Annotated in this window: 24 protein-coding genes; 13 read left to right on the forward strand and 11 right to left on the reverse strand. The window is 76.1% G+C overall.

The genetic code is table 11. The features are described from left to right. Positions 1 to 9: 9 nt before the first annotated feature. The 8 genes from ACI79F_RS15055 to ACI79F_RS15090 form a co-directional block, all read right to left on the reverse strand. Positions 10 to 486, reverse strand: a complete 477-nt coding sequence (locus ACI79F_RS15055) for a DUF5709 domain-containing protein (protein ID WP_456546445.1) — start codon at positions 484 to 486, stop codon at positions 10 to 12. Between the two features lie 387 nt (positions 487 to 873). Beyond that, on the reverse strand, positions 874 to 2115 hold the full coding sequence (locus ACI79F_RS15060; protein WP_456543329.1) for an epoxide hydrolase family protein: 1242 nt from the start codon (positions 2113 to 2115) through the stop codon (positions 874 to 876). A gap of 13 nt (positions 2116 to 2128) precedes the next feature. Continuing rightward, positions 2129 to 3355 carry an epoxide hydrolase family protein gene (locus ACI79F_RS15065; RefSeq protein ID WP_456543328.1) on the reverse strand — a complete coding sequence of 409 codons (1227 nt, stop codon included), beginning with the start codon at positions 3353 to 3355 and terminating at the stop codon, positions 2129 to 2131. A 32-nt stretch (positions 3356 to 3387) separates the two neighbouring features. After that, complete coding sequence (locus ACI79F_RS15070; protein WP_456543327.1) at positions 3388 to 4428, reverse strand: redoxin family protein; 1041 nt, start codon at positions 4426 to 4428, stop codon at positions 3388 to 3390. A gap of 46 nt (positions 4429 to 4474) precedes the next feature. Beyond that, the gene (locus tag ACI79F_RS15075) at positions 4475 to 5140 is read right to left on the reverse strand and encodes a DUF6875 domain-containing protein (protein ID WP_456543326.1); all 666 of its coding nucleotides are present in this window, start codon (positions 5138 to 5140) and stop codon (positions 4475 to 4477) included. 85 nt (positions 5141 to 5225) lie between these two features. Continuing rightward, on the reverse strand, positions 5226 to 5546 hold the full coding sequence (locus ACI79F_RS15080) for a DUF6510 family protein (RefSeq protein WP_456543325.1): 321 nt from the start codon (positions 5544 to 5546) through the stop codon (positions 5226 to 5228). Then, the gene (locus ACI79F_RS15085) at positions 5543 to 6301 is read right to left on the reverse strand and encodes an FAD-binding oxidoreductase (RefSeq protein WP_456543324.1); all 759 of its coding nucleotides are present in this window, start codon (positions 6299 to 6301) and stop codon (positions 5543 to 5545) included. Before ACI79F_RS15085 ends, ACI79F_RS15080 begins: the two co-directional genes overlap by 4 nt. Next, on the reverse strand, positions 6271 to 6879 hold the full coding sequence (locus ACI79F_RS15090; RefSeq protein ID WP_456543323.1) for a molybdopterin-dependent oxidoreductase: 609 nt from the start codon (positions 6877 to 6879) through the stop codon (positions 6271 to 6273). Before ACI79F_RS15090 ends, ACI79F_RS15085 begins: the two co-directional genes overlap by 31 nt. A 231-nt stretch (positions 6880 to 7110) precedes the next feature. On the opposite strand from ACI79F_RS15090, the gene ACI79F_RS15095 reads away from it, so the two are divergent. Further along, a complete protein-coding gene (locus ACI79F_RS15095; protein ID WP_456543322.1) occupies positions 7111 to 7581 on the forward strand; it encodes a CBS domain-containing protein in 471 nt (156 codons plus the stop codon). Here ACI79F_RS15095 and ACI79F_RS15100 read toward each other — a convergent pair. Then, positions 7574 to 10369, reverse strand: coding sequence for an AAA family ATPase (locus tag ACI79F_RS15100; protein WP_456543321.1), 2796 nt, complete (start codon positions 10367 to 10369; stop codon positions 7574 to 7576). The genes ACI79F_RS15095 and ACI79F_RS15100 overlap by 8 nt on opposite strands. Positions 10370 to 10557: 188 nt before the next feature. Next, complete coding sequence (locus tag ACI79F_RS15105) at positions 10558 to 11304, reverse strand: alpha/beta hydrolase (RefSeq protein WP_456543320.1); 747 nt, start codon at positions 11302 to 11304, stop codon at positions 10558 to 10560. A gap of 211 nt (positions 11305 to 11515) precedes the next feature. Here ACI79F_RS15105 and ACI79F_RS15110 point away from each other — a divergent pair, with 211 nt between their 5' ends. From ACI79F_RS15110 to ACI79F_RS15130, 5 genes are all read left to right on the forward strand, one after another. Continuing rightward, positions 11516 to 12118, forward strand: a complete 603-nt coding sequence (locus ACI79F_RS15110) for a TetR/AcrR family transcriptional regulator (RefSeq protein WP_456543319.1) — start codon at positions 11516 to 11518, stop codon at positions 12116 to 12118. Positions 12119 to 12242: 124 nt separating this feature from the next. Next, the gene (locus ACI79F_RS15115) at positions 12243 to 12623 is read left to right on the forward strand and encodes a cupin domain-containing protein (protein WP_456543318.1); all 381 of its coding nucleotides are present in this window, start codon (positions 12243 to 12245) and stop codon (positions 12621 to 12623) included. 26 nt (positions 12624 to 12649) lie between these two features. After that, entirely contained in the window at positions 12650 to 13585 is a 936-nt protein-coding gene (locus ACI79F_RS15120; protein ID WP_456543317.1) for an alpha/beta fold hydrolase, read from the forward strand. 572 nt (positions 13586 to 14157) lie between these two features. Further along, a complete protein-coding gene (locus ACI79F_RS15125; protein ID WP_456543316.1) occupies positions 14158 to 15768 on the forward strand; it encodes a hypothetical protein in 1611 nt (536 codons plus the stop codon). Between the two features lie 73 nt (positions 15769 to 15841). Then, positions 15842 to 16240: a hypothetical protein gene (locus tag ACI79F_RS15130; protein WP_456543315.1), complete on the forward strand. Its 399-nt coding sequence runs from the start codon at positions 15842 to 15844 to the stop codon at positions 16238 to 16240. Positions 16241 to 16264: 24 nt separating this feature from the next. Here ACI79F_RS15130 and ACI79F_RS15135 read toward each other — a convergent pair whose 3' ends face one another. Further along, on the reverse strand, positions 16265 to 17176 hold the full coding sequence (locus tag ACI79F_RS15135; RefSeq protein WP_456543314.1) for a LysR family transcriptional regulator: 912 nt from the start codon (positions 17174 to 17176) through the stop codon (positions 16265 to 16267). A gap of 171 nt (positions 17177 to 17347) precedes the next feature. On the opposite strand from ACI79F_RS15135, the gene ACI79F_RS15140 reads away from it, so the two are divergent. The 7 genes from ACI79F_RS15140 to ACI79F_RS15170 are packed head-to-tail and all read left to right on the forward strand — an operon-like array spanning position 17348 to position 24108. Next, positions 17348 to 18556, forward strand: coding sequence for a cytochrome P450 (locus ACI79F_RS15140; protein WP_456543313.1), 1209 nt, complete (start codon positions 17348 to 17350; stop codon positions 18554 to 18556). Beyond that, positions 18553 to 19410: a fumarylacetoacetate hydrolase family protein gene (locus ACI79F_RS15145; RefSeq protein WP_456543312.1), complete on the forward strand. Its 858-nt coding sequence runs from the start codon at positions 18553 to 18555 to the stop codon at positions 19408 to 19410. The genes ACI79F_RS15140 and ACI79F_RS15145 overlap by 4 nt, the downstream gene beginning before the upstream one ends. Next, positions 19407 to 20528, forward strand: a complete 1122-nt coding sequence (locus ACI79F_RS15150; protein ID WP_456543311.1) for an AraC family ligand binding domain-containing protein — start codon at positions 19407 to 19409, stop codon at positions 20526 to 20528. The genes ACI79F_RS15145 and ACI79F_RS15150 overlap by 4 nt, the downstream gene beginning before the upstream one ends. After that, on the forward strand, positions 20525 to 21481 hold the full coding sequence (locus ACI79F_RS15155; RefSeq protein ID WP_456543310.1) for an ornithine cyclodeaminase family protein: 957 nt from the start codon (positions 20525 to 20527) through the stop codon (positions 21479 to 21481). Before ACI79F_RS15150 ends, ACI79F_RS15155 begins: the two co-directional genes overlap by 4 nt. After that, positions 21478 to 22452 carry a 4-hydroxy-tetrahydrodipicolinate synthase gene (dapA, locus tag ACI79F_RS15160; protein WP_456543309.1) on the forward strand — a complete coding sequence of 325 codons (975 nt, stop codon included), beginning with the start codon at positions 21478 to 21480 and terminating at the stop codon, positions 22450 to 22452. The genes ACI79F_RS15155 and dapA overlap by 4 nt, the downstream gene beginning before the upstream one ends. 19 nt (positions 22453 to 22471) lie before the next feature. Continuing rightward, complete coding sequence (locus ACI79F_RS15165) at positions 22472 to 22669, forward strand: ferredoxin (protein WP_456543308.1); 198 nt, start codon at positions 22472 to 22474, stop codon at positions 22667 to 22669. After that, a complete protein-coding gene (locus ACI79F_RS15170) occupies positions 22669 to 24108 on the forward strand; it encodes an aldehyde dehydrogenase family protein (protein ID WP_456543337.1) in 1440 nt (479 codons plus the stop codon). The genes ACI79F_RS15165 and ACI79F_RS15170 overlap by 1 nt, the downstream gene beginning before the upstream one ends. Positions 24109 to 24167: the final 59 nt, after the last annotated feature.

The following is a 24167-nucleotide window of genomic DNA, read 5'->3' on the forward strand; positions in this document are numbered from 1 at the left end:
CGCCCGCGGTCAGGAGGAGGGGTCGCCCCAGGTGGCCGCCCGGTCCGGGTCGCGCTCCGGGACGACGTGCACGGCCGCCTCCTCCGCCGACGCGGCGCCGGAGTCGATGCCGACGTCGGAGGCGTACAGCTCGGGCTCCTCGTCGTCCCACTCGCCGTCGTCCTCGACCAGCCGGCCGGCGCGCCGGTCCCCGACCTCGTCGTCGAGGGGCTCGCCGTCGGTGTCGGAGGTGTCGCCGAGACCGTCGCCCTCCGGGTCGTCGAGGTCGGGCAGCTCGCGGGCGAGGCGGCCGTCCAGGCTCTCCCCGGCGGACTCCTCCTCGCCGGTGGTGCCCCACTCGTCGACGCCCCACGGCCGCTCCGCCGGGGACCAGCCCCGGTCGAGGACGTCGCCGACGCCGCCGAGGTCCTCGAGCGTGTCGGAGGCGTCGAGCAGCCCCGAGGCCTCCTCCGGGTCCGTTCCGTCGGTGCCGTACGGGTCGGTCATGCCGATCCACCTCCCGGTCGGGGGACGAACGGGCGCCAGCGTGCCAGGTCGTCGCCGCGCCGTCTGCCCTGCCGCGACCGGCGCCGTCCTCGCCGGACACCGTCCGGGGGCGCCCGTGACGGTCTCGTGACGACTCGTCCCACGCCGCGTCGTCCGGCGCCCGCCGGCCTGCCCGCGCGGCACCGTTCGACCACCACGACGACGCGACCACGACGACGCGGAGGAGACGCCGATGTGCTGCACCCGGGTGGCCGAACCGGACCGGCGGAGCAGGTTCTGCACGCGATGCGGGCGCCGGCTGGTGCCCTCGGCGACCCTGCGCCCGGGCGCGCGGGTGGTCCCGCCGGGGTCGCCGGTCCGCTGAGCGTGCGCGGGGGCGCGGGTCGGTCAGCCCCGTGGCTCGGGGATCGCCGGTCCGCGCAGCGACCGGAAGCCCGCCCGGAGCTCCTCGACGAACAGCTGCGGCTGTTCCCAGGCGGCGAAGTGCCCGCCCCGGTCGAGCCGGTTGTAGTGCACCAGCCCGGGATAGGCGCGCTCGGTCCAGCTGAGCGGGGCCTCGTACTGCTCACCGGGGAAGACGCTCACGGCGACCGGGAGGGTGACGCCCTTCGCGTCGAAGAAGCCGCCCCGGTACTCCCAGTACAGCCGTGACGCCGACACCCCGGTGTTCGTCAGCCAGTACAGCGTGATGTTGTCCAGGACCTCGTCGCGGGTCAGCTCGCCGGTGCTGCTCGCGGTCCGCTCGAGGGCCGCGGTGACCGCCGCGGCGGGCTGCCCGTCGGCGTCGTTGTGGTCCAGCAGCCAGGCGGCCAGCCCGACGGGGGAGTCCGCGATGCCGTACAGGGTCTGCGGGCGCGCGGCCATGTAGCGCGCGTACTCCACCTGGCCGAAGGTCCGGATCAGCTGCTCGTAGGCGCGCCGCTCCTCGGCCGACAGCCCGGCGGGCGGCGGCGCGCCGGCCAGCGCGGCGGCGTTGACGTCGGCCGGCACGGTCGCCGGCATGTTGGTGTGGATGCCGAGCAGGCCCGGCGGGGCCTGCAGTCCCATCTGGTCGACGACGAAGGCGCCCCAGTCGCCGCCCTGGGCGACGTAGCGGGGGTAGCCGAGGCGATCCATGAGCGTGGCCCAGGCCCGGGCCATGCGCTCCGGGCCCCAGCCCGTGCTCGTCGGCTTGCCGGAGAACCCGTAGCCCGGCATCGACGGGATCACGACGTGGAAGGCGTCGGCGGCGCTCCCGCCGTGCGCGGTGGGGTCCACCAGCGGGTCGATGATCTTCAGCTGCTCGATGATCGAGCCGGGCCAGCCGTGGTTGACGACGATCGGCAGGGCGTCCGCGTGCCGCGAGCGGACGTGCAGGAAGTGGATGTCGAGCCCGTCGATCTCGGTGACGAACTGCGGCAGCGCCTGCAGGCGCGCCTCGCAGCGGCGCCAGTCGTAGTCGGTCGCCCAGTGGCGCGCCAGCTCGTGCATCGTCGCCAGCGGCACCCCCTGGCTGGAGTCCGGGACGGTCTCCCGGTCGGGCCAGACCGTCGCGGCGACGCGACGGCGCAGCTCGACGAGCGCCTCCTCGGGCACGGCCACCCGGAACGGGCGGACGGCCTCGCCGGTCTGTTGCGCGACGGCGGTCACGGCGTCGTCCCCCTCAGGCTCGCGGCTCGGGGATCCGCGGTGCGCGCACCGGACGGAACGCGGCCCGGACCTCGGTCGTGAACAGCTCGGGCTCCTCCCAGGCGGCGAAGTGGCCGCCCCGGTCGACCTCGTTGAAGTACGCGAGGGTCGGGTAGCTCTGCTCGGCCCAGCGGCGCGGGGTCCGCCAGATCTCGCCGGGGAACGTGGTGAAGCCGACCGGGACCGAGACGTCGACCGGCGCCCGCGCGGCCGCCGCCGCGGTCGCGGCCACCCCGTAGCTGTCCCAGTAGGACCGGGCCGCCGAGGCGCCGGTGCCGGTCAGCCAGTACAGGGTGATGTTGTCCAGCACGTGGTCCCGGGTCAGGTTGCCCGTCGGCCGGCCGTCGGTGAAGGCCCGGGCGATCTTGTAGTAGCTGTCGGTGTCGTGGTCGAGCATCCAGGCGGCCAGGGCGACCGGTGAGTCGAGCAGGGCGTAGCCGATGGTCTGCGGCCGGGTCGCCTGCTCGAGGAAGTACGCGAAGCCGCCGGCGCGGAAGGTCGCGAGCGCGTCCAGGGCGGCCCGCTCCTCCTCGGTGTCACCCGGCAGGGAGCCGCCCAGCGCGGTGACGAGCAGGTTGAGGTGGATGCCCAGCAGCCCTGACGGTGCCTGGCGGCCCATCGCGTCGGTGACGCCGGCACCCACGTCGCCGCCCTGGGCCACGTAGCGGTCGTAGCCGAGGCGGGTCATCAGCTCGGCCCACGCCCGCCCGACGCGGGCGACGTCCCAGCCCGGCTCGGTCGGCTCGCCGGAGAGGCCGTACCCGGGCAGGGAGGGCAGCACCAGGTGGAAGGCGTCCCCGGCGTCGCCGCCGTGCGCGGTCGGGTCGGTCAGCGGGCCGACCGTCTCCAGCAGCTCGACGACCGAGCCCGGCCAGCCGTGCGTCATGACCAGGGGCAGCGCGTCCGCGTGCGGCGAGCGCACGTGCAGGAAGTGCACGTCGACCCCGTCGATGCGGGTGACGAACTGCGGCAGCGCGTTCAGCCGCGCCTCGCACCGGCGCCAGTCGTACTCGGTCGCCCAGTAGCGGGCCAGCTCCTGCATCGGGGCGAGCTGGACGCCCTGCGAGCGGTCGGTCACCAGCTCCCGGGTCGGCCAGCGGGTGGCGGCGAGGCGCCGGCGGAGCTCGGTGAGCGCCTCCTCGGGGACGTCCAGCCGGATCGGGCGGATGGCCTGGCCGGTCTCCTGCGCGGCTGTGGTCATGGCGGTGCCTCTCTGTACGGGGGAGGGCCGGGCTAGCCGAAGGTGACGGCGAAGGCCCGCGCGCCGGGCTCGCCGAACCGGATGTCGAAGGTGCGCTCGGCGGTCGGGTCGCTCTGACGGACGAGCTGGTACAGCCGCGGCTCCGTGGCCGTTCCGGTGCCGTCGCCGTCGACGTCGTCCCCGGCGTCGGGGCCCGGAGGGCGCCCGTCCAGGCGCACCTCGAACCGGACCGGGGCCCCGGACGGCGGCGGCGTCAGCACCAGGTGCAGGTCGCGGGCGGAGAAGCGGACGGCGAGGCGGCCGCCCGGCTCCTCGAGCCGCACGGCGTCCGGCTCGACCGTCCAGGCGCCGTCGAGCGCCCACGCGCCCAGGGGGAGCCGGGCCGGGGTGGTGTAGCGGCGCGGGCGGCCGGACGCCGCCCCCTCGGGCGAGGCGAAGCCCTCGGTCCGCTCGGCGCCCAGGTAGGTCTCCGCCGACGCGAGGTCGGTCCAGTCGGCGGCGGCCTCGATGCCGGAGCCCTCGACCCGGACCGGGTCCGGGAGCCGGTCGCGGGCGCCCGCCTCGGCGAGCAGCTGCCGGACCACCCGCTCGGACTCCTCGTAGGCGCCCTCGCCGAAGTGGGAGTACCGGATCTCCCCCTGCGCGTCGACGAGGTAGAGGGCCGGCCAGTACATGTTGGCGAACGCCGACCACACCGCGTAGCCGCCGTCCAGGGCGACGGGGTGGGTGATCCGCCGGTCCGCCACCGCCCGGCGGACGTTGGCCGGGTCGTGCTCGAACGGGAACTCGGGGGTGTGGACGCCGAGCACGACCAGGCCGGCCTCGCGGTAGGCGTCGGCCCAGGCGCGCACGTAGGGGGCGGTGCGCAGCCAGTTGATGCAGGTGAAGGTCCAGAACTGGACGGCGACCACCCGGCCGCGCAGGTCCTGCGCCGTGAGCGGCGGTGAGTTGAGCCAGCCGGTGGCGCCGTCCAGCGACGGCATCCGGCCGCCGGGCGGGCGCCGGCCGGGGGCCCAGCCGGGGCCGCGGACGGCCTCGCGGATCGCGTCGAGCAGGGAGCGCTCGGTGTCCATGACGGGTTCCTCCGTTCGTGCGCGCCGGGGGGACGCCGCGGCGGCCTCAGTCGCGCGGCGCCCGCTCCGGCCTGCGGCGCAGTTCCTCGGCGAGGGCGTGGACCGCGGCCGCGCCGAAGCGGCGCGCCCAGCGGTCGAGCCAGTCCGGCTGGTCCAGGAAGAACACCCAGTCGTCGACCACCGCACGCCGGATGAACAGGAACGGCACGGGCGACCGGAACGGGTGGAAGTCCGGGTTGTGGACGGCGGTCCCCTCGTGGCCGTCGTAGAACGGGCCGAACACGATCCCGTCCTCGTCGTAGGACGGGACGGCGAGTCGTCCCAGGACCTCGTCGAAGACGCCGCGGGCGCGGTCGGCCGGCAGGTCGGGGAAGACGACCACGATGACGTCGTACTGGGCGTCGGGCCCGTCGCCGGGTTCGATCGCCCGGAACAGCGTCCGGTACCCCTGCACGAGCTCGGCGACCGACCGCGCGTCCCGGCCGGTGATCCGCTCGGCGGCCAGCCGGAGCGTCCGGCGCTCCAGGGACCCCGGGACGAAGGGGCAGACGGGCCCGGGCCGGCCGAGCTCGGCGTGCGGTCGGACGATGAAGGTGCCGATCCAGTCCGCGACGGCGGAGAGCGCGGCCCGGTCGCCGTCCGGGAGCCGGCTCGCCCGCCCGGCGTCCCCGAGGTCCTCGGGGAGGAGGAGATCCGTGGTCTGCGTGGGCATCGGTCCTCCTCGGGGGCGGGGAGTCGGCCGTCGTGGGCCGCGGCCGGCCGGGCGAGGGCCACGCTAGGCGCGCGGGGGCGGCCCGCTATGCGTCATCCGACCCGTTCGGTGCAGCGGCCACCGGCACGGCCAGCAGCTCGGCGCCGCGCAGGTCGAGCAGGATGCGGTCCTCCTGTCGCGCGTAGCGGAGCACCACGTCGGCGCAGTTCGGGCAGCGGAGCACGAGCGCCGGCGCGTCCGCGTACAGGAGGTGCGCGCCGAGCATCGACGTCGTCCCGCAGGAGGCGCAGCGCGACCGCGCGGTGGTGAGGTCGACCGTGAAGAGGTCGGCGAGCAGGCCGGCGGCCGCGTTGCCGTCGAGCCGCCGCGCGTCGGTGGTGTCCACGGTGCCGGTCGGGACGGTCATGGTGGCTCTCCAGGGGTTCCGTAGCGTTCGATCCGGATGGACGACGGTGGGTGGCCGAGCCCGACCAGGGCCGAGCTCACAGACTCGGCGAACGTCGTGGCGCCGCAGACGAAGACCCGCGGGTCCTCGTCCGGGCCGAAGCAGCACCGGCGCAGCATGTCGGCGTCGATCCGGCCGGACTCGCCGGTCCACCCGGCCGGCGCCCCGCGGGTCAGCGTCACCGTCGTCTCGGGGCCGAGCACGTCCCGGGCCAGGACGTCCTCCCCGGTGCGCGCGGAGTACAGCAGGCGTACCCGGGTGGCCGAGCCGACCCGCCGGTGCTGGTCGAGCATGGCGACGAAGGGCGCGACGCCCGACCCGCCCGCGACCAGCTGCACCGGCCGCCGCGCCTCCGCCGTCCCCTCCTCGTCGGCGGCCGCGGACCACACGAAGTAGCCGCCGATGGGCCCGCGCAGCTCGAGCTCGTCGCCCTGGGCGAGCTCGTCGACGAGGTAGGGCGACACCTCACCGCCGTCGAGGCGCTCGACCAGCAGGTGCAGCTCGGGGACCTCGGGCGGTGACGCCAGGGAGTAGCTCCGCATGGCGGTGTACCCGTCCTCCGCCGTGAGCCGGACGACCAGGTGCTGGCCGGGCAGGTGCCCGGCCCAGTCGGGCACGCCGAACACCAGCCGGTGCACCCGGGGGCTCTCCGGCCGGTTCTCCAGGAGCCTGGCGCGCAGCCAGCTCAGTCGCCGCTGTACCGCTCTTCGCGCCATGGGTCACCGTGGGCGTGGTACCCGAACGTCTCCCAGAAGCCGGGCTCGTCGTGCGGCAGCAGGGTGAGGCCCCGCAGCCACTTCGCGCTCTTCCACAGGTACAGGTGCGGCACGAGCAGCCGGGCCGGGCCGCCGTGCTCGGGGGCGAGCGGCTGCCCGTCGTAGGTGTCCACCACCCAGGCGCGGCCGCCGGTCACGTCCTCCAGCGGTAGATCGGTGGTGTAGCCGCCGTCGGACCAGGCCACCACGTAGCGGGCCGTGTCCGGCCGGTCCTGCAGCAACGTGTCCACCGAGACGCCCTCCCACCGGGTGTCGAACTTGCTCCACGTGGTGACGCAGTGGATGTCGACCGACAGCGCCTCGCGGGGCAGCGCCCGGAACTCCTCCCAGTCCCACCGGCGCAGCTCGCCGGTCTGGTCGGAGACCGTGAGGTCCCAGCGGGTCAGCGGGGTGTGCGGCGTGGGCCCGGCGGACAGCACCGGGAAGCCGTCCCCGACGTCGTACTGGCCGGGTGGCAGCCGGCCGTCCTCTCGAGCCGCACGCCTCTGGCGGCCGAATCCACGCGACAGCACGGCCATGGGGGCTCCCTCCCGGGGGTGGTCGCGACGGTAGGGGCCGACGGTGGTGCGCTGCATGCGCCGGATGACTCGTCTGCCGCACCGGCCTGGGCCGTCGCCGGTGCGAGGGGGAGCGGCGCACCGGCGGACGACGATCCCGGCGGTGCCCGCGAGGGTCGGTCGACCCTTCCGCCGGGCGTCGCGGCGGACGACCGTGACCGGCGACCACGGGGAGGCAGGAGGGGGATGGCCGTGTCCACCAGCGGGACCCCGGCGGCGACGCCTGTGGCGGAGCAGGTCCGGCCGACGACGGTCGGCGACCTGATGCGGCCGGCCACCATGACCGTCGAGCTGCGCGCGCACCTGGCCGCGGCGGCCTACCTGATGAGCAGGTCCGGCGACGGCGCGCTCGTCGTCACCACCGACGGCAGCACCCGGGCGCCGCTGGGAGTGGTCACCGACTGGGACGTCACCCAGGCCGTCGCGCGGGGCGAGGACCTCGAGCGGGCGCGGATCAGCGACCTCCTGCCGCGCGAGACGGTGACCGTGGCCCCCGGCACGCCCGTCGACGACGCCACGCGCCTGATGCTCGACCGGGGTCTGCACCACCTGGTCGTCGTCAGCGAGGGCGGGGTGGTGGGCATCGTCGACCTCATGGACATGTGCCGGGCGCTGATCGGCTCGGCGTCCCCGCGTCCCGCCGGCGGCGCATCGGTCAGCTGACCTCCACGGCCCGGCCGGCGGGGGTGCCGAGCGCGTCCCGGAGCGCCGCGCGCGAGGTGATGCCCAGCTTCGGGAAGACCCGGTACAGGTGCCCGCTCACCGTCCGGGGCGACAGGTAGAGCCTGCTGCCGATCTGCTTGTTGGACAGCCCCGAGGCGGCGAGCATCGCGATCTCGTGCTCCTGCGAGGTCAGCGCGTGTGGCGCGGCCCCGGGTTCCGGGCCGCCCCGGGCCAGGCCGGTGGCCCGCAGTTCGGCGTCCGCGCGGCGGACCCAGGGGCCGGCCCCCAGCGTCCGGAAGTCCTCCGCGGCGCCCGTCAGGTGGGTCCGCGCCGCGTGCATCCGTCGCGCCCGGCGCAGGTGCTCGCCGTAGGCCAGCCGGATCCGCGCCCGCTGGAAGGGGTGCCGCGCCGCGCCCGGCAGCGCGAGGGCCCGGTCGAACAGCAGCACCGCCTCCTCCCCGGAGGCGACGAGGGCGGCGGACCCGGCGGCCGCCAGCGCGTGCCCCGCCGGGTCGGCGAACAGCGGGGCGCGGCTCATCGCGGCGACGTGGGCCTCGGCCTCCCGGGTACGTCCGGTGCGGACGGCCGCCTCGACCAGGTCCATGGCCACCGGCACCGCGACCGGTGCGTGGGGCGGGAACGCGCCGGCCCCGCTGATCCGCGTGAGGTGCTCGTACGCGGCCGCGGCGTCGCCCCGGCCGAGGGCGTCGAGTCCGCGGACCCGTGCGGCGAAGTCCTCGAAGACCCGCAGCCCGCGGGGGGTCGCCCACCGGAGCATCTCCTCCGCGAGGGCGTGCGCCCGCACCTCGTCGCCCCGTGCCGCGGCCAGCAGCGCCTGGCAGTAGACGCCGGTCAGGGTCACCAGGTCGTACCCCAGCTCGCCGCCCCGGGCGATCCCCTCCGCGGCCGTCCGCTCGGCCTCGTCCCAGCGGCCGGCCTCGAACGCGTCGTACGACAGGAGCACCAGGGCGTGGACCGCGGAGGCGACCGCGCCGCCCCCGCGACCGTCCCGCACGACGCGCCAGAGCGCCGGTCGGCACCGGGCGACGCGGTCGGCGTACAGGGCCGCGGTCGCGATCCGGACGACGCGGCTGGGGTCGACCTCGGCGTGGGCGGTCGCGACGAGGTCGTCGAGCCGGGCCAGCGCCTCGGGTGTCGCCCGCACCGGGTCCGCGAAGACGGTCCGGGAGACCTCGAGCACCGGCGGGACGGCCGCGCCGAGCGCCGCCAGCGCCCCCTCCCACGGGCGCCAGAGCTCCTCCCGACCGCCGAAGTGGCAGACGAGCAGCAGGCTGTGGAGGGCGTCGTCAACCGTGTCCGGGCCGGCCCCCCGGTCGAGGGCGTGGGTGACGGCACGGACGAGCAACAGGTGCGCCGTCGCCGCGTCCCCCTCGCCGTTGAGCAGGTGGTGGGCCGCGGCGACCGGCACCTCCGTGGAGCCGGCGGTCCCCGGGTCGGCGTCGCGCGCCTCGGACAGGAGCTCGGGCACGGCCCGCAGGTCGCCGGCGGCCTCCGCGCCGACGAAGGCGGCCGCGGCCAGCCGGCGCGCCCGCGTCCCGCCCTCGGCCGACAGCTCCGCGGCGTGGACGAACGCGGTGACGGCGCGGACGACGTCGCCCTTGCGCCGGGCCCGCCGGGCCGCCTCCTCGAGGAGGCCGGCGGCCAGGTCGTCGGTGCCGACGACGGAGCGGGCGAGGTGCCACGCGCAGCGGTCGGGCTGGTCGAGCAGCGCGCCGGCGAGCGCGGCGTGGGTGCGGCGGCGCTCGCCGCTGGTGGCCGACTCCACGACCGCCGTGCCGAGGAGCGGGGGGCGCAGGGAGACCCGGCCCCGTGCCAGGTCCACCCGGGCCAGGCCGGCGCGTTCGGCGGGGGCGAGGTCGTCGAGCCAGGCCTCGTCGGCCGTCGTGGCGCGCAGCGTCGCGAGGTCACCGGTCCCCTCCAGGGCGGCGGTGAGCAGCAGCAGCCGGGTCCGGTCGGGGAGCGCGGTCAGCTGCCGGGCGAGGCCCCGCCTCAACCGGGCGCTCAGCGGCAGCCACGGTGGGAGCGGGGCCGAGCCGGTGCGCTGGGCCTCGGTGAGGACGGTGGGGAGCTCCGCCAGGGCGAGGGGGTTGCCCTGGGCGGCCGCCAGGACCCGCCGTCGGACGGGGGCGGCCAGCGTCGGGAAGCGGGCCTCGAGCAGCCCGGCGGCGGCGTCCTCGTCCAGCGGCCGGATCTCGGTGGTGGGCAGGCCGGCCGTGAGCAGCGGGCCCGCCTGCTCCGTGCGACCGGCCCCGAGGACGCCGAGGCGCCGGCCCGGCGCGCGCCGCGCCACGAACCCCAGGACCCACTGGCTGGACCCGTCCACCCAGTGGAGGTCGTCGACGACGAGCAGGACCGGACGGGTCGCCGCGGCCGCCTGCAGCAGTTCCAGGACCGCCGAGGACAGCAGCAGCCGCTCCGGCTCCGCTCCGGCGCGGAGGCCGAGGGCCACGCGGATCGCCTCGCCGGAGGCGCGGGGCAGGCGTCCGAGCGAGGGGAGCAGCGGGCCCAGCAACTGGTGGAGGGCGGCGAAGCCCGTCTCCGCCTCGAGCTCCACCCCGTCGGCGCGCAGAACCCGTGCCCCGGAGGCGGCGGCGTGCCGGGCGGCCGCCCCGAGGAGGGCCGACGTGCCGACCCCGGGTTCGCCGGCGAGGAGGAGCGCCCCGCCGTCCGCGAGCGCGGCGTCCAGGAACGAGCCGAGCTGGGCCAGTTCGGCGGCGCGCCCCACCAGGCCGCCGGGCGGCCCGCTCGCCGGTACGGGGACGGGCATCCTGCCCCCTCGCCCGCCCGCGACCCGGGCGACTCCGGCTGGTCTGGCGACTGAGAGCCTCTCTCAGTCCAGGACGCCGGGACCAGGGACCTTCGCCTTCGCCGGCGGTCGCCGAGCCGTGCCTCGCGAGGCCCCGCATGCCGAGCGCCCGTCCGGCCGGACGGGCGCTCGACGTGCGGACCGGACCGTCAGGACGGCGTCCTCGAGGACTCCCGCACGGCGTCGCGGATGACGTCGGCGACCACCTTCGGCTGCGACACCATGATCACGTGCGAGCCGTCGGCCTCGGTGATCCGGGCCCCCGCCCGCTCGGCCATGCGCCGCAGCACGTCCGCACCGGCCGCCGTGTCCCCGGTCGGCACCACCGCCCACGAGGGGAGGCTGCGCCAGGCCGGCGCCGAGGTCGGTTCGCCGAAGCCGCGGACGGAGATGGGCCGCTGGGTCGCCGCCATCACGCGGGCCTGCTCCTCGGTCACGTCGGCGGCGAAGGCGTCGTGGAACCGCTCCTCGTCGATGTAGAGCTCGGTCTCCGTGCCGCCGTCCCCGGTGGGGTAGGTGCGCGGGACGAGGGCGCTGTCCAGCACGCTGTCCTTGGAGCCGGCCTCGATGTCCTGGAGCGTCTCTCCCTCGTCGGGGGCGAACCCGGCCACGTAGACCAGGCCCACGACGTTGCCGGCCTGCAGCGCGGCGTTGGTGATGACCGCCCCGCCGTAGGAGTGCCCCACGGCGAGCACGGGGCCGGGGATCTGCGCGAACGCGCTGGCCGCGTAGGCGGCGTCGTGGGCGATGCCGCGCAGCGGGTTGGACACCGCCCGCACGGACAACCCCTCGGCGAGGAGCTGGGCGGTGACGTCGTTCCAGCCCGAGCTGTCGGCGAAGGCACCGTGGACGAGGGCGACCGTCGGCCGCTCGCCGGCAGGGGTGCTCTGGGTCATGACTGGCTCCTCCGGGGTGCTGCAGCGGGCGTCCGGACGCGCGGCGGGATGTCGCGCGTCGGCGTCGTGCGGCCGGGACGTTGCCCTGGGCGACCGGGGTGCGGCATCGGTCATGTGACGGTGTCGGCCGGCGCGGATGGCCGTTCGCGGGCCGGCACCGGGATAGTGGCGACCGCATCGGTCGGTCGGACACCGGGGTGGGTCGACGGTCATGGTCACCAGCGCGCGGCTCGGCGGGACCCGCGCCCAGCGCCGTGCCCGCATCGAGCAGACGGCGCTGGAGATGTTCCGCGTCCGGGGCTTCGACCAGGTGACGGTCGAGGAGATCTGCGCCGAGGCCCAGGTCGCGCCGGCCACCTTCTACCGGCACTTCGGCACGAAGGAGGCGGTGCTCTTCGCCTACGAGGAGGGCTTCACCGCCGCGCTGCGGTCGGCACTGGACGCCGCCGCCGCCCTGCGCCCGGAGGCGCACCTCGGCGCCGTGCTGGACTCCTTCGCGCAGTTCCTGGAGTCGCAGCGCGACCTCCTCGCGCTGCGGGACCAGATCGTGCTCGGGCACCCGCGGCTGATGCAGCGGACCCTCCTCGTCCAGCGCGACCTCGAGGTCGCGCTGGCCGGCGGGCTGGCCGGCCTGCGCGGACTGCAGGCGCCCGACGAGACTGCGCTCCTCGAGGCCGGCGTCGGGCTCCTCGTCCTCCGGGTCGCCGTCCGGTCCTGGCGCGCCGGCCGCGCCCCCTCGCTCCCGGCCGCCGCCGCCGAGGCGCTGGACCGGCTGCGCAGCGTGGTCGCCGAGCGGACGGGGCGGGCCGGCTGACGCCCGGACCGCCGGCGGAGGCGTCGGCAGTCAGCTGACCGATGCCCGGCTCCCCTCGGGGCGGCAGGCTCGGGGACTCCGCTCGCCCGGAGACCACCGACCGCCCTCGGGCTGGAGGCACGCCATGGGATCCCGGCCGACCACCGACGTCACCGCGGGCAGCGACGAGCTCTCGGACAGGCTGCGCCGCACCGAGTTGCAGCGGAGCCCGTCCTCCGTCCCCGGCGTCGAGATCGTGCAGGTGCTGACCGAGATCCCCGTCGGGATCGCGTCGGGCTGGCACGTCCACCCGGGGGAGGAGGTCGGCTACATCGTGGCCGGGACGGTGGAGATGGCGATCGAGGGCCGGACGAGCCTCGTCCTGCAGGCCGGCGACGGTTTCCTCATCCCGCCGCGCACCCCGCACAACGCCCTCGACGTGGGGCCGGGCCCCGGCCGCATGCTCTCCACCTACTTCGCCGCGGCCGGAGAGCCGCTGTCCTCGCTCGTCCCCGGTCGGCCGTGACGCCGACCGAGAGGGGGGGAGAGCCGATGCCGCACGCAGCCGGCGCAGCGCGCTCCCTGCCGCGCGCGTTCGAGCAGCTCCCGCTGTCGCAGGTCACCGTGGGCGAGGTCTCGCTGCGCGTCCGGACGGGTGGCTCCGGGCCGCCGCTGCTGATGCTGCACGGTTACCCGGAGACCCACTACGCCTGGGCACTCGTGGCCGGGGACCTGGCCGAGGACTTCACGGTCGTGGCGCCCGACCTGCGCGGCTACGGAGGGAGTTCCCGCCCGCCTGCGGTCCCCGGGCACGAGAGCTACGGCAAGCGGGCCATGGCGAGCGACTGCGTCCAGCTCATGCACCTGCTGGGTTTCGACGAGTTCCACGTCGTCGGGCACGACCGGGGTGGCCGGGTGGCCTACCGGATGGCGCTGGACTCGCCGGGAGCGGTGCGCCGGATGACCGTGATGGACGTGATCCCGACGGCGGAGGTCTGGGCCCGGGCCGACGACCGGTTCGCCGTCGGCTACTGGCACTGGGGCTTCCTCGCCCAGCCCCACCCCGTCCCGGAGCGGCTCATCGGGCGGGACCCCGAGTTCTTCCTCTTCGACGCCGAGTTCGGCGGGGCGATCCGGGGGTTCCCGGCCGAGGCGGTCGCCGACTACGGCCGCTGGGCCCGGGAACCGGAGGCGATCCGCGCGATGTGCGAGGACTACCGCGCGGGGGCGACGTGCGATCGGCGCTGGGACGAGGAGGACCGGGCCGCCGGCCGCCGGATCGGCTGCCCGACACAGGTGCTGTGGGCGGGGCGAGGGCTCCTGGAGGCCTGGTACGACACGCTCGCGGTCTGGCGGGACTGGGCCGACGACGTGTCCGGCCGCGCCCTCGACTGCGGGCACTTCCTGGCCGAGGAGCGCCCCCAGGAGGTCGTGGCCGCCGTCCGCGGGTTCCACGCGGAGCACGACCGGGGGCGCGGGGTCGGTTGACCTGCTGCGTCGCAGCGCCACGCCGGTCGGCCGCCCACTGCGGGTCGAGGCCCGCTTCGCGCGTGCGGAAGGGCCCCAAGCGCACGGGCTGGGGTCGAGCTGCGTGTAGGCGTGCCCTGACCGATGGCCGGACGGCGGTCGCGAGCGGGATCACCACGGTGTGCGGTGACGAGCGTCACATCGGTGACGAACGCGCCGGGGCCATGGAGTGCGGTGCCGGCACTGGCGTGTCCGCGCCGGGACGGCCACCCCGCGACTGAACGATCGCGGCCTCAGCCGGCGCCAGGCTGACCGACAGGCCGAGACGATCGGACGGTGCCCCCATGCAGCAGTTCCTGGACCGGAGGCAACCCGCAGCCCGGGTCCGACCCCAGTCCCGCGAGATCCCGCTCCCACGCAGGTGCGACGCCGCCGGGAGCGGGACCGCCGCAGGCCAGGACGACCGGCAGCAGATCACCCGCGACGCCCGGCCGACGCCGGTGACGTCGGCCGTGACGCCTCCTCGTGGTCGCCCTCGTCGATCGGGCAGCCAGCGCCGGACGGGCGACTCGTTCCAGGAGACCCCAGTCGTCGTGGACCTCCCGGGGGCCCTCGAGCCGGTGGCCGGACCGGATGCCGGGGTCGTGACGGCGGCGGCTGCCGTGCCCGGGGCGCTCGAGCCGGACGGCCCGGAGCTCGTCGCTCACGGGGTCCCCGTCGGGGACCTGCCGGAGGGCACCGGCGTGCCGATGGTCGCCGCGGCGACGCCGGTCCCTGGTGAGCCGGCGGAGGTCCTCGAGGCGCAGGTCGGTGCTGGTGACGGCCCGGGCCTCGAGCCGCGCAGCCTCGAGGAGGCCGACCCGGACCCGACGGCGGGGTCCACCGGTGGGGACGTCCCGGAGGACGCGGGTGACGCGAGGGAGATCGCAGAGGAGCCGGTCGCCGCCGACGGGTCGGGGGAGACCCCCGACGTCCTCCCCGGTCTTGAGGTCGAGGAGGGCCGGGCGGAGCTGGTGGCTGCCGAACCTCCCCGCGCGGAGGTGCCCGCCGACGCCGGTGACGCGCTGGTGGTCGCGGCCGAGCCGGTCGCCGCGGCCGAGCCGGTCGCCGCCGCCGAGTCGAGGGAGACCCCCGACGTCCTCCCCGGTCTCGAGGCGGTCGAGGAGGGCTCGCCGGAGCGGGTGGCTGCCGGGCCTCCCGACGCCGAGGTCCCCGAGGGCGCCGGTGACTCAGTCGCCGGTGACGCGCTGGTCGCGGTGGCCGAGCCGGTCGCTGCGGCGGAGCCGGTCGCCGCCGCCGAGTCGAGGGAGACCCCCGACGTCCTCCCCGGTCTCGAGGCGGTCGAGGAGGGCTCGCCGGAGCGGGTGGCTGCCAGGCCTCCCGACGCGGAGGTCCCCGAGGGCGCCGGTGACTCAGTCGCCGGTGACGCGCTGGTCGCGGTGGCCGAGCCGGTCGCCGCGGCGGAGCCGGTCGCCGCCGCCGAGTCGAGGGAGACCCCCGACGTCCTCCCCGGTGCTGAGGCGGTCGAGGAGGGCTCGCCGGAGCGGGTGGCTGCCAGGCCTCCCGACGCGGAGGTCCCCGAGGGCGCCGGTGACTCAGTCGCCGGTGACGCGCTGGTCGCGGTGGCCGAGCCGGTCGCCGCGGCGGAGCCGGTCGCCGCCGACGGGTCGAGGGAGACGCCCGACGTCCTCCCCGGTGCTGAGGCGGTCGAGGAGGGCTCGCCGGAGCGGGTGGCTGCGGGGCCTCCCGACGCGGGGGTCCCCGAGGACGCCGGTGAATCGCTTGTCGCCGCGGCCGAGCCGCTCGCTGCCGGTGGGGTGCCGGATGTCGCTGATCCCCCTCGTGACAGCGCGGGTGGGACGGCGGATCAGCCCGTGCCGGGGGTGGTCGAGCAGGCCGGCCAGCAGCTCGTGGCGGTCGAGCCCACCGGTGGAGGCGCGCCCCAGGGCCTGGGGCGGCTGTTCGTCGCCGCGGCCGAGCAGATCGCAGCCGGCGGGCCAGCCGGGAGCTCCTGTCTCCTCCGCGGCGACGAAGGCCGAGTCGTCGAGGACGGCGACCCGGAGGTGCTCGACGGCGGCATCCAGCTGGTGGCCGGCCAGGGGAGCCGGCAGGTCCCCTGGCTGACAGGTCCGGGGGTCGTGCCGGGCGTCGTCAGACAGGCGGCGCCGATCGTGTGGACCGGCCCACGGTGGAGCGGGAGGTGATCACGTAGCCGCCACCCGCAGTCGGCGGACCCGTGGAGGCAGAGCTCCTGGGGACGACGAGCAGCAGCGTGTCGTGCCGGTAGGAGCCGCGCTCCGCCTGACCCGGCCCGGGGACCGCGTCGCGACCACCCAGCAGGCGCGGCTCCCCGGCGACGACCACCACGTCACCGCCGGGGGGCCGGTCGCGGATGACCTGGTGCGCGTGGGGGAGAAGCTGGAGGTGCGGGTGCGCGGCGCGGACGTGACCCCGGCTACGACCGCCGTCCCGACCGCGGGCGGGCCGGACGGAGGCCTCCCCCCGTTCGAGCAGGAGCGCCGGCACCTCGCCGCCGAGATCCGGTCCGGGACGATCGCTCCCGGCGCGGTGCTGCCCTCGACCCGCCGGCTCGCCGCGGAGGGCCTCGTGTCGCACGTCCGCGGGACCCCCCGGTGGGTCGTGCCGGCCGTGCTCACATCCCCACCACCGGGCTGACGGTCGGGGAGACGAGGGGACCGATCACGCCGGGCTCCCGGGTGCGGCTGCCCGGAGGGCGTCGATCGCGGCCTGCTTCAAGGGGGAGAGGTAGGCGTCCGCGCGCAGGTACAAGCCGACCCCCTCGTGCAGCGACGCGTCGGTGATCTCGACGGCGCGGAGCCGACCGGTGGCGAGCTCGTCGGCCACGGCGTAACGCGGGGCGAGGGTCACCCAGCCGTACTCGGCGACGGCGCGCTTGATCGGTTCGGCGTGCCCCAGCCGCAGGACGTGCGGCCACTCGGAGACCCCGTGGGCCCGGAGCTGGCTCTCGACCATGCCGTGGAAGGCGATGTCCTGGGGAACGCCGACGTAGGGGAGCCGCGTGATCGCGGTCAGCGGCACGGCGTCGCCGTCGGGCGGACCCGACGGGCTGGCGCACAGGACGAGGGGCTCCTCCCACAGCAGCTCTGCCCGCAGTTCGTCGTGGCCGGTGGGGGTCCAGGTCGCGACGGCGAAGTCGACGTCCCCGACCGCCGCGGCGCGCAGCATGGTCGCCGGCTCGCCCACGTGGACGGTGATGTCCGCGTGCGGCCGCTCCGACCGCAGCCGCGCCATGATCGGGGGGACGAGGTAGCTGCCGATCCCCATGCTCGACGCGATCCGCACCGAGCCCGCGGTGCCGCGAGTGAGCTCGTCGATGTCCCGGGCGACGGCCGTCGCGCCGGCGAGGACCTGCGTCGCCCACTGGTAGACGCGGCTGCCGGCCTCCGTGAGCACGAGCGAGCTTCCCCTCCGCACGAACAGCTGGGCGCCGAGGCTCGTCTCGAGCGCCCGGAGCTGCGCGGACACGGCCGGCTGCGCGACCAGCAGCCGTTCCGCGGCGCGGGTGACGCCACCGGCGTCCACCACCAGGCAGAAGACACGGAGCCGCTGGAGCGACACGCGGACGTCCATGCCGCCAGCCTGGCATAACCGAAGCCTTATCGGTGGATCAGTACATCGGTAGTGGTCTTATCCCTCGGCCGTCCCTAGCGTGTGACACGGGCAACAGGGCGCCGCTCGTCCCGCTCCGAGCCCGATCTCCTCCACCGCCCCCACCCGTGATGGGACCGTGCGATGACGCATGTGGAAGCACCCCTGTTCGACCCGACGTCCGAGGCGTTCCACCGGGACCGCCACGGCACGTACCGCAGGATCCGCGACCGTGCGCCGCTGCTCGAGCTGCCGGGCCCGGTGCCGACCGTCCTCGTCTCCCGCTACGCCGACATCGACGCGGTCCTGCGCGACCGGACGGTGCGGATGCTGCCGGAGGGGGCCGGCGCGCCGCCGTGGCTCGGGGACGGCGCCGCCGCCGAGATGTTCCTCGGGCAGATGCTGTTCACCGACCCCCCGGAGCACACCCGCCTGCGCCGCGTCACCTCGCCGGCGTTCCGGCCGCGGACCGTCAGCCGGCTGCACGACGCCGTGGACGCCGCGATGGACGAGCGGGTCGCCGTCCTGCGGGAGAAGGGGGAGTTCGACGCCGTCGCGGACCTCGCCGAGCACGTGCCCGCGGTCGCCGTCTGCACCATCCTCGGCATCCCCGAGGAGGACTGGCCCGCGCTCATCCGCGGCGCCGTGGACTTCGTGCACGTCCTGTCGCCGCTGCCGCCCGACGCGGACCAGCTAGCCCGCACCGAGGCGATCTGCCAGTACTACCTCGACTACTTCCGCGACCTGGTCGCCGACCGCCGGCGCCGTCCCGGCGACGAGGACGACTTCCTCACCGCGCTGATCCGGGCCTTCGACGCCGGGGAGATCTCCGAGCGGGAGCTCCTGGTGACCGCGCACTCGGTGCTGAACGCCGGCTTCGAGACGACGATGAGCGCGCTGGCGAACGGCCTGCTCGGGCTGCTCTCCCACCCGGCGGCCTGGGCCGCACTCGTCGCCGACCCCGGGCGCAGCGCGGCCGTCGTCGAGGAGGCGCTGCGCTGGGAGGCGCCCGCGCAGCTGTACACCCGGTTCGCCGCCGAGGACCTCGACCTGGACAGCGGCCGGGTGGCGGCGGGGACGGTCCTGGTCGTCGCCGCCGGCTCGGGCAACCGGGACGAGCGCCGGTTCGCCGACCCGGACGCCTTCGACGTCGACCGCCCGGCGCAGGCGCACCTGAGCTTCTCGGCCGGCCGGCACGCCTGCATCGGGGCGCACCTGGGCCGGATGGAGCTCGACATCGCCTTCCGCAAGCTCGCCGCGGCGTTCCCGCACCTCGCCCTCGCCGCCGAGCCGCACGCCGTGCGCGAGCCCAACCCGGTCTTCCCCACGCTGCGGCGTCTCGACGTCACGGTCGCGCCGTGAGGCTGGCCCGGTTCTCCGTCGACGGGGCTGAGCGCTTCGGCGTCGTGGACGGCGCCGAGGTCGTCGCTGTCGACCACCGCCTGCCCTCCTTCGAGGCCCTGGTGGCCGATCCCGCGGCGGGCACGCCGGCCACCGGGGACATGCGCCGGCCGGTCTCCGAGGTGGCCTGGCTGCCGCCGTTCACCGACCGGGCGAAGGTGGTCTGCGCGGGGCTGAACTACCGCGGCCACGCCGCGGAGGCCGTCCGCGCCGGAAGCGACCGGCCGACCCTCTTCCTCCGCTGGCCGGACGCCTTCGTCGGCAGCGGCCGGCCCGTGACCCGGCCCGCCGGGGCCCGCGCGTTCGACTGGGAGGGCGAGGCGGCGCTCGTCATCGGCCGCCCGGCCCGGCGGGTGGGCGTGGACCGCGCCGCCGGCTGCATCGCCGGGGTCACCTGCATGGCCGAGAACAGCGAGCGGGAGTGGCAGCAGCACTCCGGCCAGGCGACCGCCGGCAAGAACTGGCCGGCCAGTGGGGCGTGCGGTCCGTGGATCACCACGGTCGACGAGCTGCCGGCCGGGCCGCTGCGGGTGACCACGCGGCTCAACGGCGAGGTGGTGCAGGACGACTCGACCGACCACCTGACCCACTCGTTCGCCGCGCTCGTCAGCTACATCAGCACCTTCACCGAGCTGCGGCCCGGCGACGTCGTCGCCACGGGGACACCGGCGGGCATCGGCTACCGCCGCACCCCGCCGCGGTTCCTGACGCCCGGCGACGAGCTCTCCGTCTCCGTCACCGGCGTCGGCGTCCTCACCCACGGGGTCGTGGACGAGGAGCCGGCCGCCGCCCATCCCGAGGAGGACGCCGCATGACCACGACCCACGGGCGGGAGGCCCCCGTCCGGGCCGCCTTCGCCGACCGCAGCGGCGCGCTGCACGAGCACCCCACACCCTGGCGGCCGGTGAAGGTGCCCGCGGCGGAGATCGAGGCCGAGATCGACCGCCTGGCCGCACTGCCGCGGCCGGTCGACGGCCGGCGCGCCGCGGCGATCGTCCACCCCGAGGCCACCGGTCCCGGCCGGGGCCTCGCCCCGGGCATCGACGTGACCGTCGAGGTGCTGCTGCCGGGGGAGTCCACGACTCCGGTGCGCCGCAACAGCAGCCAGGTGGTGCTCGGGATCCAGGGCAGCGGCCAGGTCCGCTCGGGCACGCGCGCCATCGCGCTGGACCGCTGGGACGTCTGCAACCTGCCGTCGATGGAGGTCTTCAGCTACCGGAACACCGGCGAGCGGCCGTGGGTGCGCCTGGTCTACTCGAACGCGCCGCTGCTGGCCACGCTGGGCGTGGCCTACGCCGAGACGATTCTCGACTCGCTCGTGGTCCCCGCCGGCCCTGTCACGGACTCCTCGTACAACCGCGGCACCGCGCCGGACTTCCCGGTCTCCGACCTCGGGTCGAGGGTCCGCGGCTACGAGTGGCTCGTCGACATCGAGGTCGTCGAGAACCTCGCGCAGCACTGGCCCTGGCAGGAGGTCTCGCGCCACCTGTCCAGCGAGCTGGGAGACGGCAGGCGGACGATCCTCGCGTACTACAACCCGGCCACCGAGCGGCGGAACGGGGCGACGCACAGCTTCTTCGTCACCGCCACGAAGATCCCGCCCGGCGCTCCCGAGATCCCCGAGGACGCACCCGGCCACCGGCACAACTCCGTCGCCATCAACTACCACGCGGAGGGCACCGGGTTCAGCGTCGTCGACGGCGAGACGATCCACTGGGGTCCCGGGGACCTGCTGCTGTCCGCGCCGGGATGGCGCGAGCACATGCACAGCCCGGGTCCCGCCGGGATCACCGTCTTCACCGTCCAGGACCACCCGCTGCACATCGGCATGGAGTCGCTGATCTGGCAGGAGGACATGGGCGGCCCGATCCTGACCCTCGGGTCCGACCCCGGGCTGACCGGCTACGTCGGACCGCGCGAGGCCGGCCGGTGAGCGCCGCGGGCACCGTGACGGTGCCCTTCCACACCGAGGACGACGTCCGGGGCGCGCTGGACCTGCCGTCCGTGATCGAGGCCGTGGAGTCGGTGCTGGTCGCCCAGTCCACCGGCCTGGCCACCACCCTCGCCAAGACGATGACGACCTGGGCGCCGGCGAGCAGCGCCCACGCCCTCGGAGCGGTCGACCTGGGCAGCGGCCTGGTGGCGTTCAAGACGTGGGTGAACACCCCGCAGGGGGCGAGCGCGACGGTGACGGCGTACGACGCCACCGACGGCGCCCTCGTCGCGGCCGTCAGCGCCGGCGCACTCGGCGCCCTGCGCACCGCGGCGGTCAGCGCCGTCGCCACCCGGTGGCTGTCCGCCCCGGACGCCGACGAGCTGGCCCTGCTGGGAACCGGGCGGCAGGCGCTGGGCCAGGTGCGGGCGGTGCGCGCCGTCCGCCCGCTGCGCCGGGTCCGCGTCTGGGGCCGGGACCCCGGACGGCGTACCGCGCTGGCCGAGCGGGTCACCGCCGACCTCGGGGTCGAAGCGGTGCCGGTCGCCACGGTGCCGGACGCCGTCGCGGGCGCGCCGGTGGTGACGCTGGTGACGCGGGCCGCCGAGCCCGTCCTCCCGGCCGGCGTCCTCGCCGAGGGGGCACACCTCAACGCGGTCGGCGCGATCCTCCCGGCGAACGCCGAGTTCGAGCCGGGGCTGCTGGCCGCGGCGCGGCTCACCGTGGTCGACGACCTGGACAACGCGCGGCGGTCCTCGCGCGAGCTCCGGGAGTTCTACGGCGACGACTGGTCGCCGGTCCACCGCCTCGCCGACGTCGTCACCGGCGCGGTGCGAGTACCCGGCGGGCGCGGCCCGACGGTGTTCAAGGGCCTGGGCACCGGCCTGGCCGACCTCGCCGCCGTCACCGCGTTCCTCCGCGCGGTCCGGCCCGGACAGGAGACCCACCCGTGAAGTTCCGATCGGACCCCTCGGCCCTGCGCGGCTCGATCGCGCCGCTGGTCACCCCCTTCACCGACGACGGCGAGCTCGACCTGGAGTCGCTGCGCCGCCTCACCCGCTGGCAGATCGACTCCGGGTCGCACGGCGTCTCCCTCGGCGGCTCGACCGGCGAGCCCTCGGCGCAGAGCACCGACGAGCGGATCGCGGCGTTCCGGGCCGTGGCTGCCGAGGTCGGCGACGCGGTGCCCTTCGTGCCGGGCACCGGGTCGGCGAAGCTCGAGGAGACGATCGCGCTCACCGGTGCCGCCCGCGAGGCCGGTGCCGACGCCGTCCTCGTCATCACGCCGTACTACGCGCGCCCCACCCAGCAGGGGCTCTACGACTGGTACGCCACCGTCGCCCGCGAGTACCCCGACCTGCCGCTGATCGTCTACAACGTCCCCTCCCGCACCGCCGTGGACATCGCCCCGGAGACCGTCGCCCGGCTCTTCGCCGACGTCGAGAACATCGTCGGGATCAAGGAGACGACGAAGGACTTCGAGCACTTCTCCCGGGTGATCCGGGCGGCGGGCCGGGACCTGATGGTCTGGTCGGGGATCGAGCTGCTCGGGCTGCCGCTGCTCGCGCTGGGCGGCGTCGGCATGGTCAGCGCGGTCGCCAACCTCGCGCCCACCGCCGTCAGCCGGATGTACGAGGCCTGGGTCGCCGGCGACCGGGAGACCGCTCTCGACCTGCACTACCGGCTGCACCCGCTGGTCGACCTGCTGTTCGTGGAGACCAACCCGGCGCCGGCGAAGTGGGTCCTGCGCGAGTGCGGGCTCCTCGCCTCCGACCGGGTCCGTCCGCCGCTGGTCCGGTTGAGCGACGCCGGGCGGGAGGCGGTCACGGCCCTGCTCGCGGAAGCGGGGGACCTGTCGCCCGTCCGCCCCGGCCGGTCACCCGTGGACGTGACCGCCGGTGCCCAGCCGGATCCGACCCGCTGACGTGAGGAGCCCCGAGACCATGGACGTCCGCGTCGACACCGGCGTCTGCAGCGGCTACGGCAACTGTGTCCTGGCCGCTCCCGAGGTCTTCGACCTCGACCCGGACGCCGGCGTCGCGCAGGTCCTGCCCGGGCGGCCGCTGCCCTCCGACGCCGCGGCGGTGGGGGAGGCCGCGGCGGACTGCCCCACCCGCGCCATCAGCGTGCGCGGGCGGTGATGCGGCCGGAGCCGTACTGGGTCGCCGGTCGGCCGCGCATCGGCAGCGAGGTGCTCGAGGTCCGGTCGCCCCATGACGGAGCCGGGGCCGGGTGCACGACGGTGGCCACCCCGTCGGACGTCGAGGCCGCCGTGGCCGCCGCGTGGGCGGCGCGCCGCGAGTTCGCCGCGGCGCCGGCGCACGTGCGTGCCGACGCCCTCGACCACGTCTCCCGGCGGCTGGCCGAGCGCAGCGACGAGTTCGCCGCGCTCGTCACCGCCGAGTCCGGCAAGCCGCTCCGGTGGTCCCGGGCGGAGGTGACCCGCGCGGTCTCGACCTTCCGGTGGGGAGCCGAGGAGGCCCGCCGGTGGTCGGGTGAGCTGCAGCGGCTCGACACCGATCCCGCGACGGTCGGCCGCATGGCGCTGGTCCGGCGGGCCCCGCGCGGCCCCGTCCTCGGCATCACCCCGTTCAACTTCCCGCTGAACCTGGTGGCCCACAAGGTGGCTCCCGCACTGGCGGTCGGCGCACCGGTGGTCGTCAAACCCGCACCGGCGACCCCGCTCACCGCGCTGCTGCTCGGCGAGGTGCTCGCCGAGACCCGGCTGCCCCAGGGTGCGTGGTCGGTCCTGCCGGTCACGAACGACGTCGCGGCGGGGATGGTCCGGGACCCGCGGTTGCCCGTGGTGTCGTTCACCGGCTCCGTGCCCGTGGGGTGGTCCATCCGCGACGCCGTCCCGCGCAAGCACGTCACGCTGGAGCTGGGCGGCAACGCCGCGGTCGTCGTCGCCCCGGACTGGGCCGACGACGCCTCGGTCGCCTGGGCGGCGCAGCGCATCGCGACCTACGCGATGTACCAGGCGGGGCAGTCCTGCGTCTCGGTGCAGCGGGTGTTCGTCCACGCCGACCTGGCCGACCGACTGTGCGCGGCGGTGGTCGACGCCGTCCGGTCGCTGGGGGACGGCGACCCAGGGGACGAGGCGACGGACGTCGGCCCGCTCATCGACGAGTCCGCGGCGGGCCGGGTCGAGGAGTGGGTGGCGGAGGCGGTGGACGGCGGTGCCCGGGTCCTCACCGGCGGATCGCGCACCGGGGCCCGCTACGCCCCGACGGTGCTCGCCGACGTGCCACCCGATGCCCGGGTGAGCCAGGACGAGGTCTTCGGACCTGTCGTCGTCATCACCGTCGTCGACTCCGTCGACGAGGCCTTCGCGCGGGTCGACGAGAGCCGGTTCGGGTTGCAGGCCGGCGTCTTCACCCGGGATCTGACGCTGGCCTTCCGCGCCGCACGGGAGCTCGAGGTCGGCGGCGTCGTGATCGGGGACGTCCCGAGCTTCCGGGCCGAGCAGATGCCCTACGGAGGGCTCAGGGACTCCGGGACCGGACGAGAGGGCGTCCGCGCCGCCATGGAGGACCTCACCGAGCAGCGGGTCCTGGTGCTCACCGGCATCGAGGTCTGACCTCCCGCACGCCCTCGTCTCGCACGTCCGCGGGACCCGCCGGTGGGTCGTGCCGGCCT

The sequence above is a fragment of the Blastococcus sp. SYSU D00868 genome, assembly GCF_054050575.1.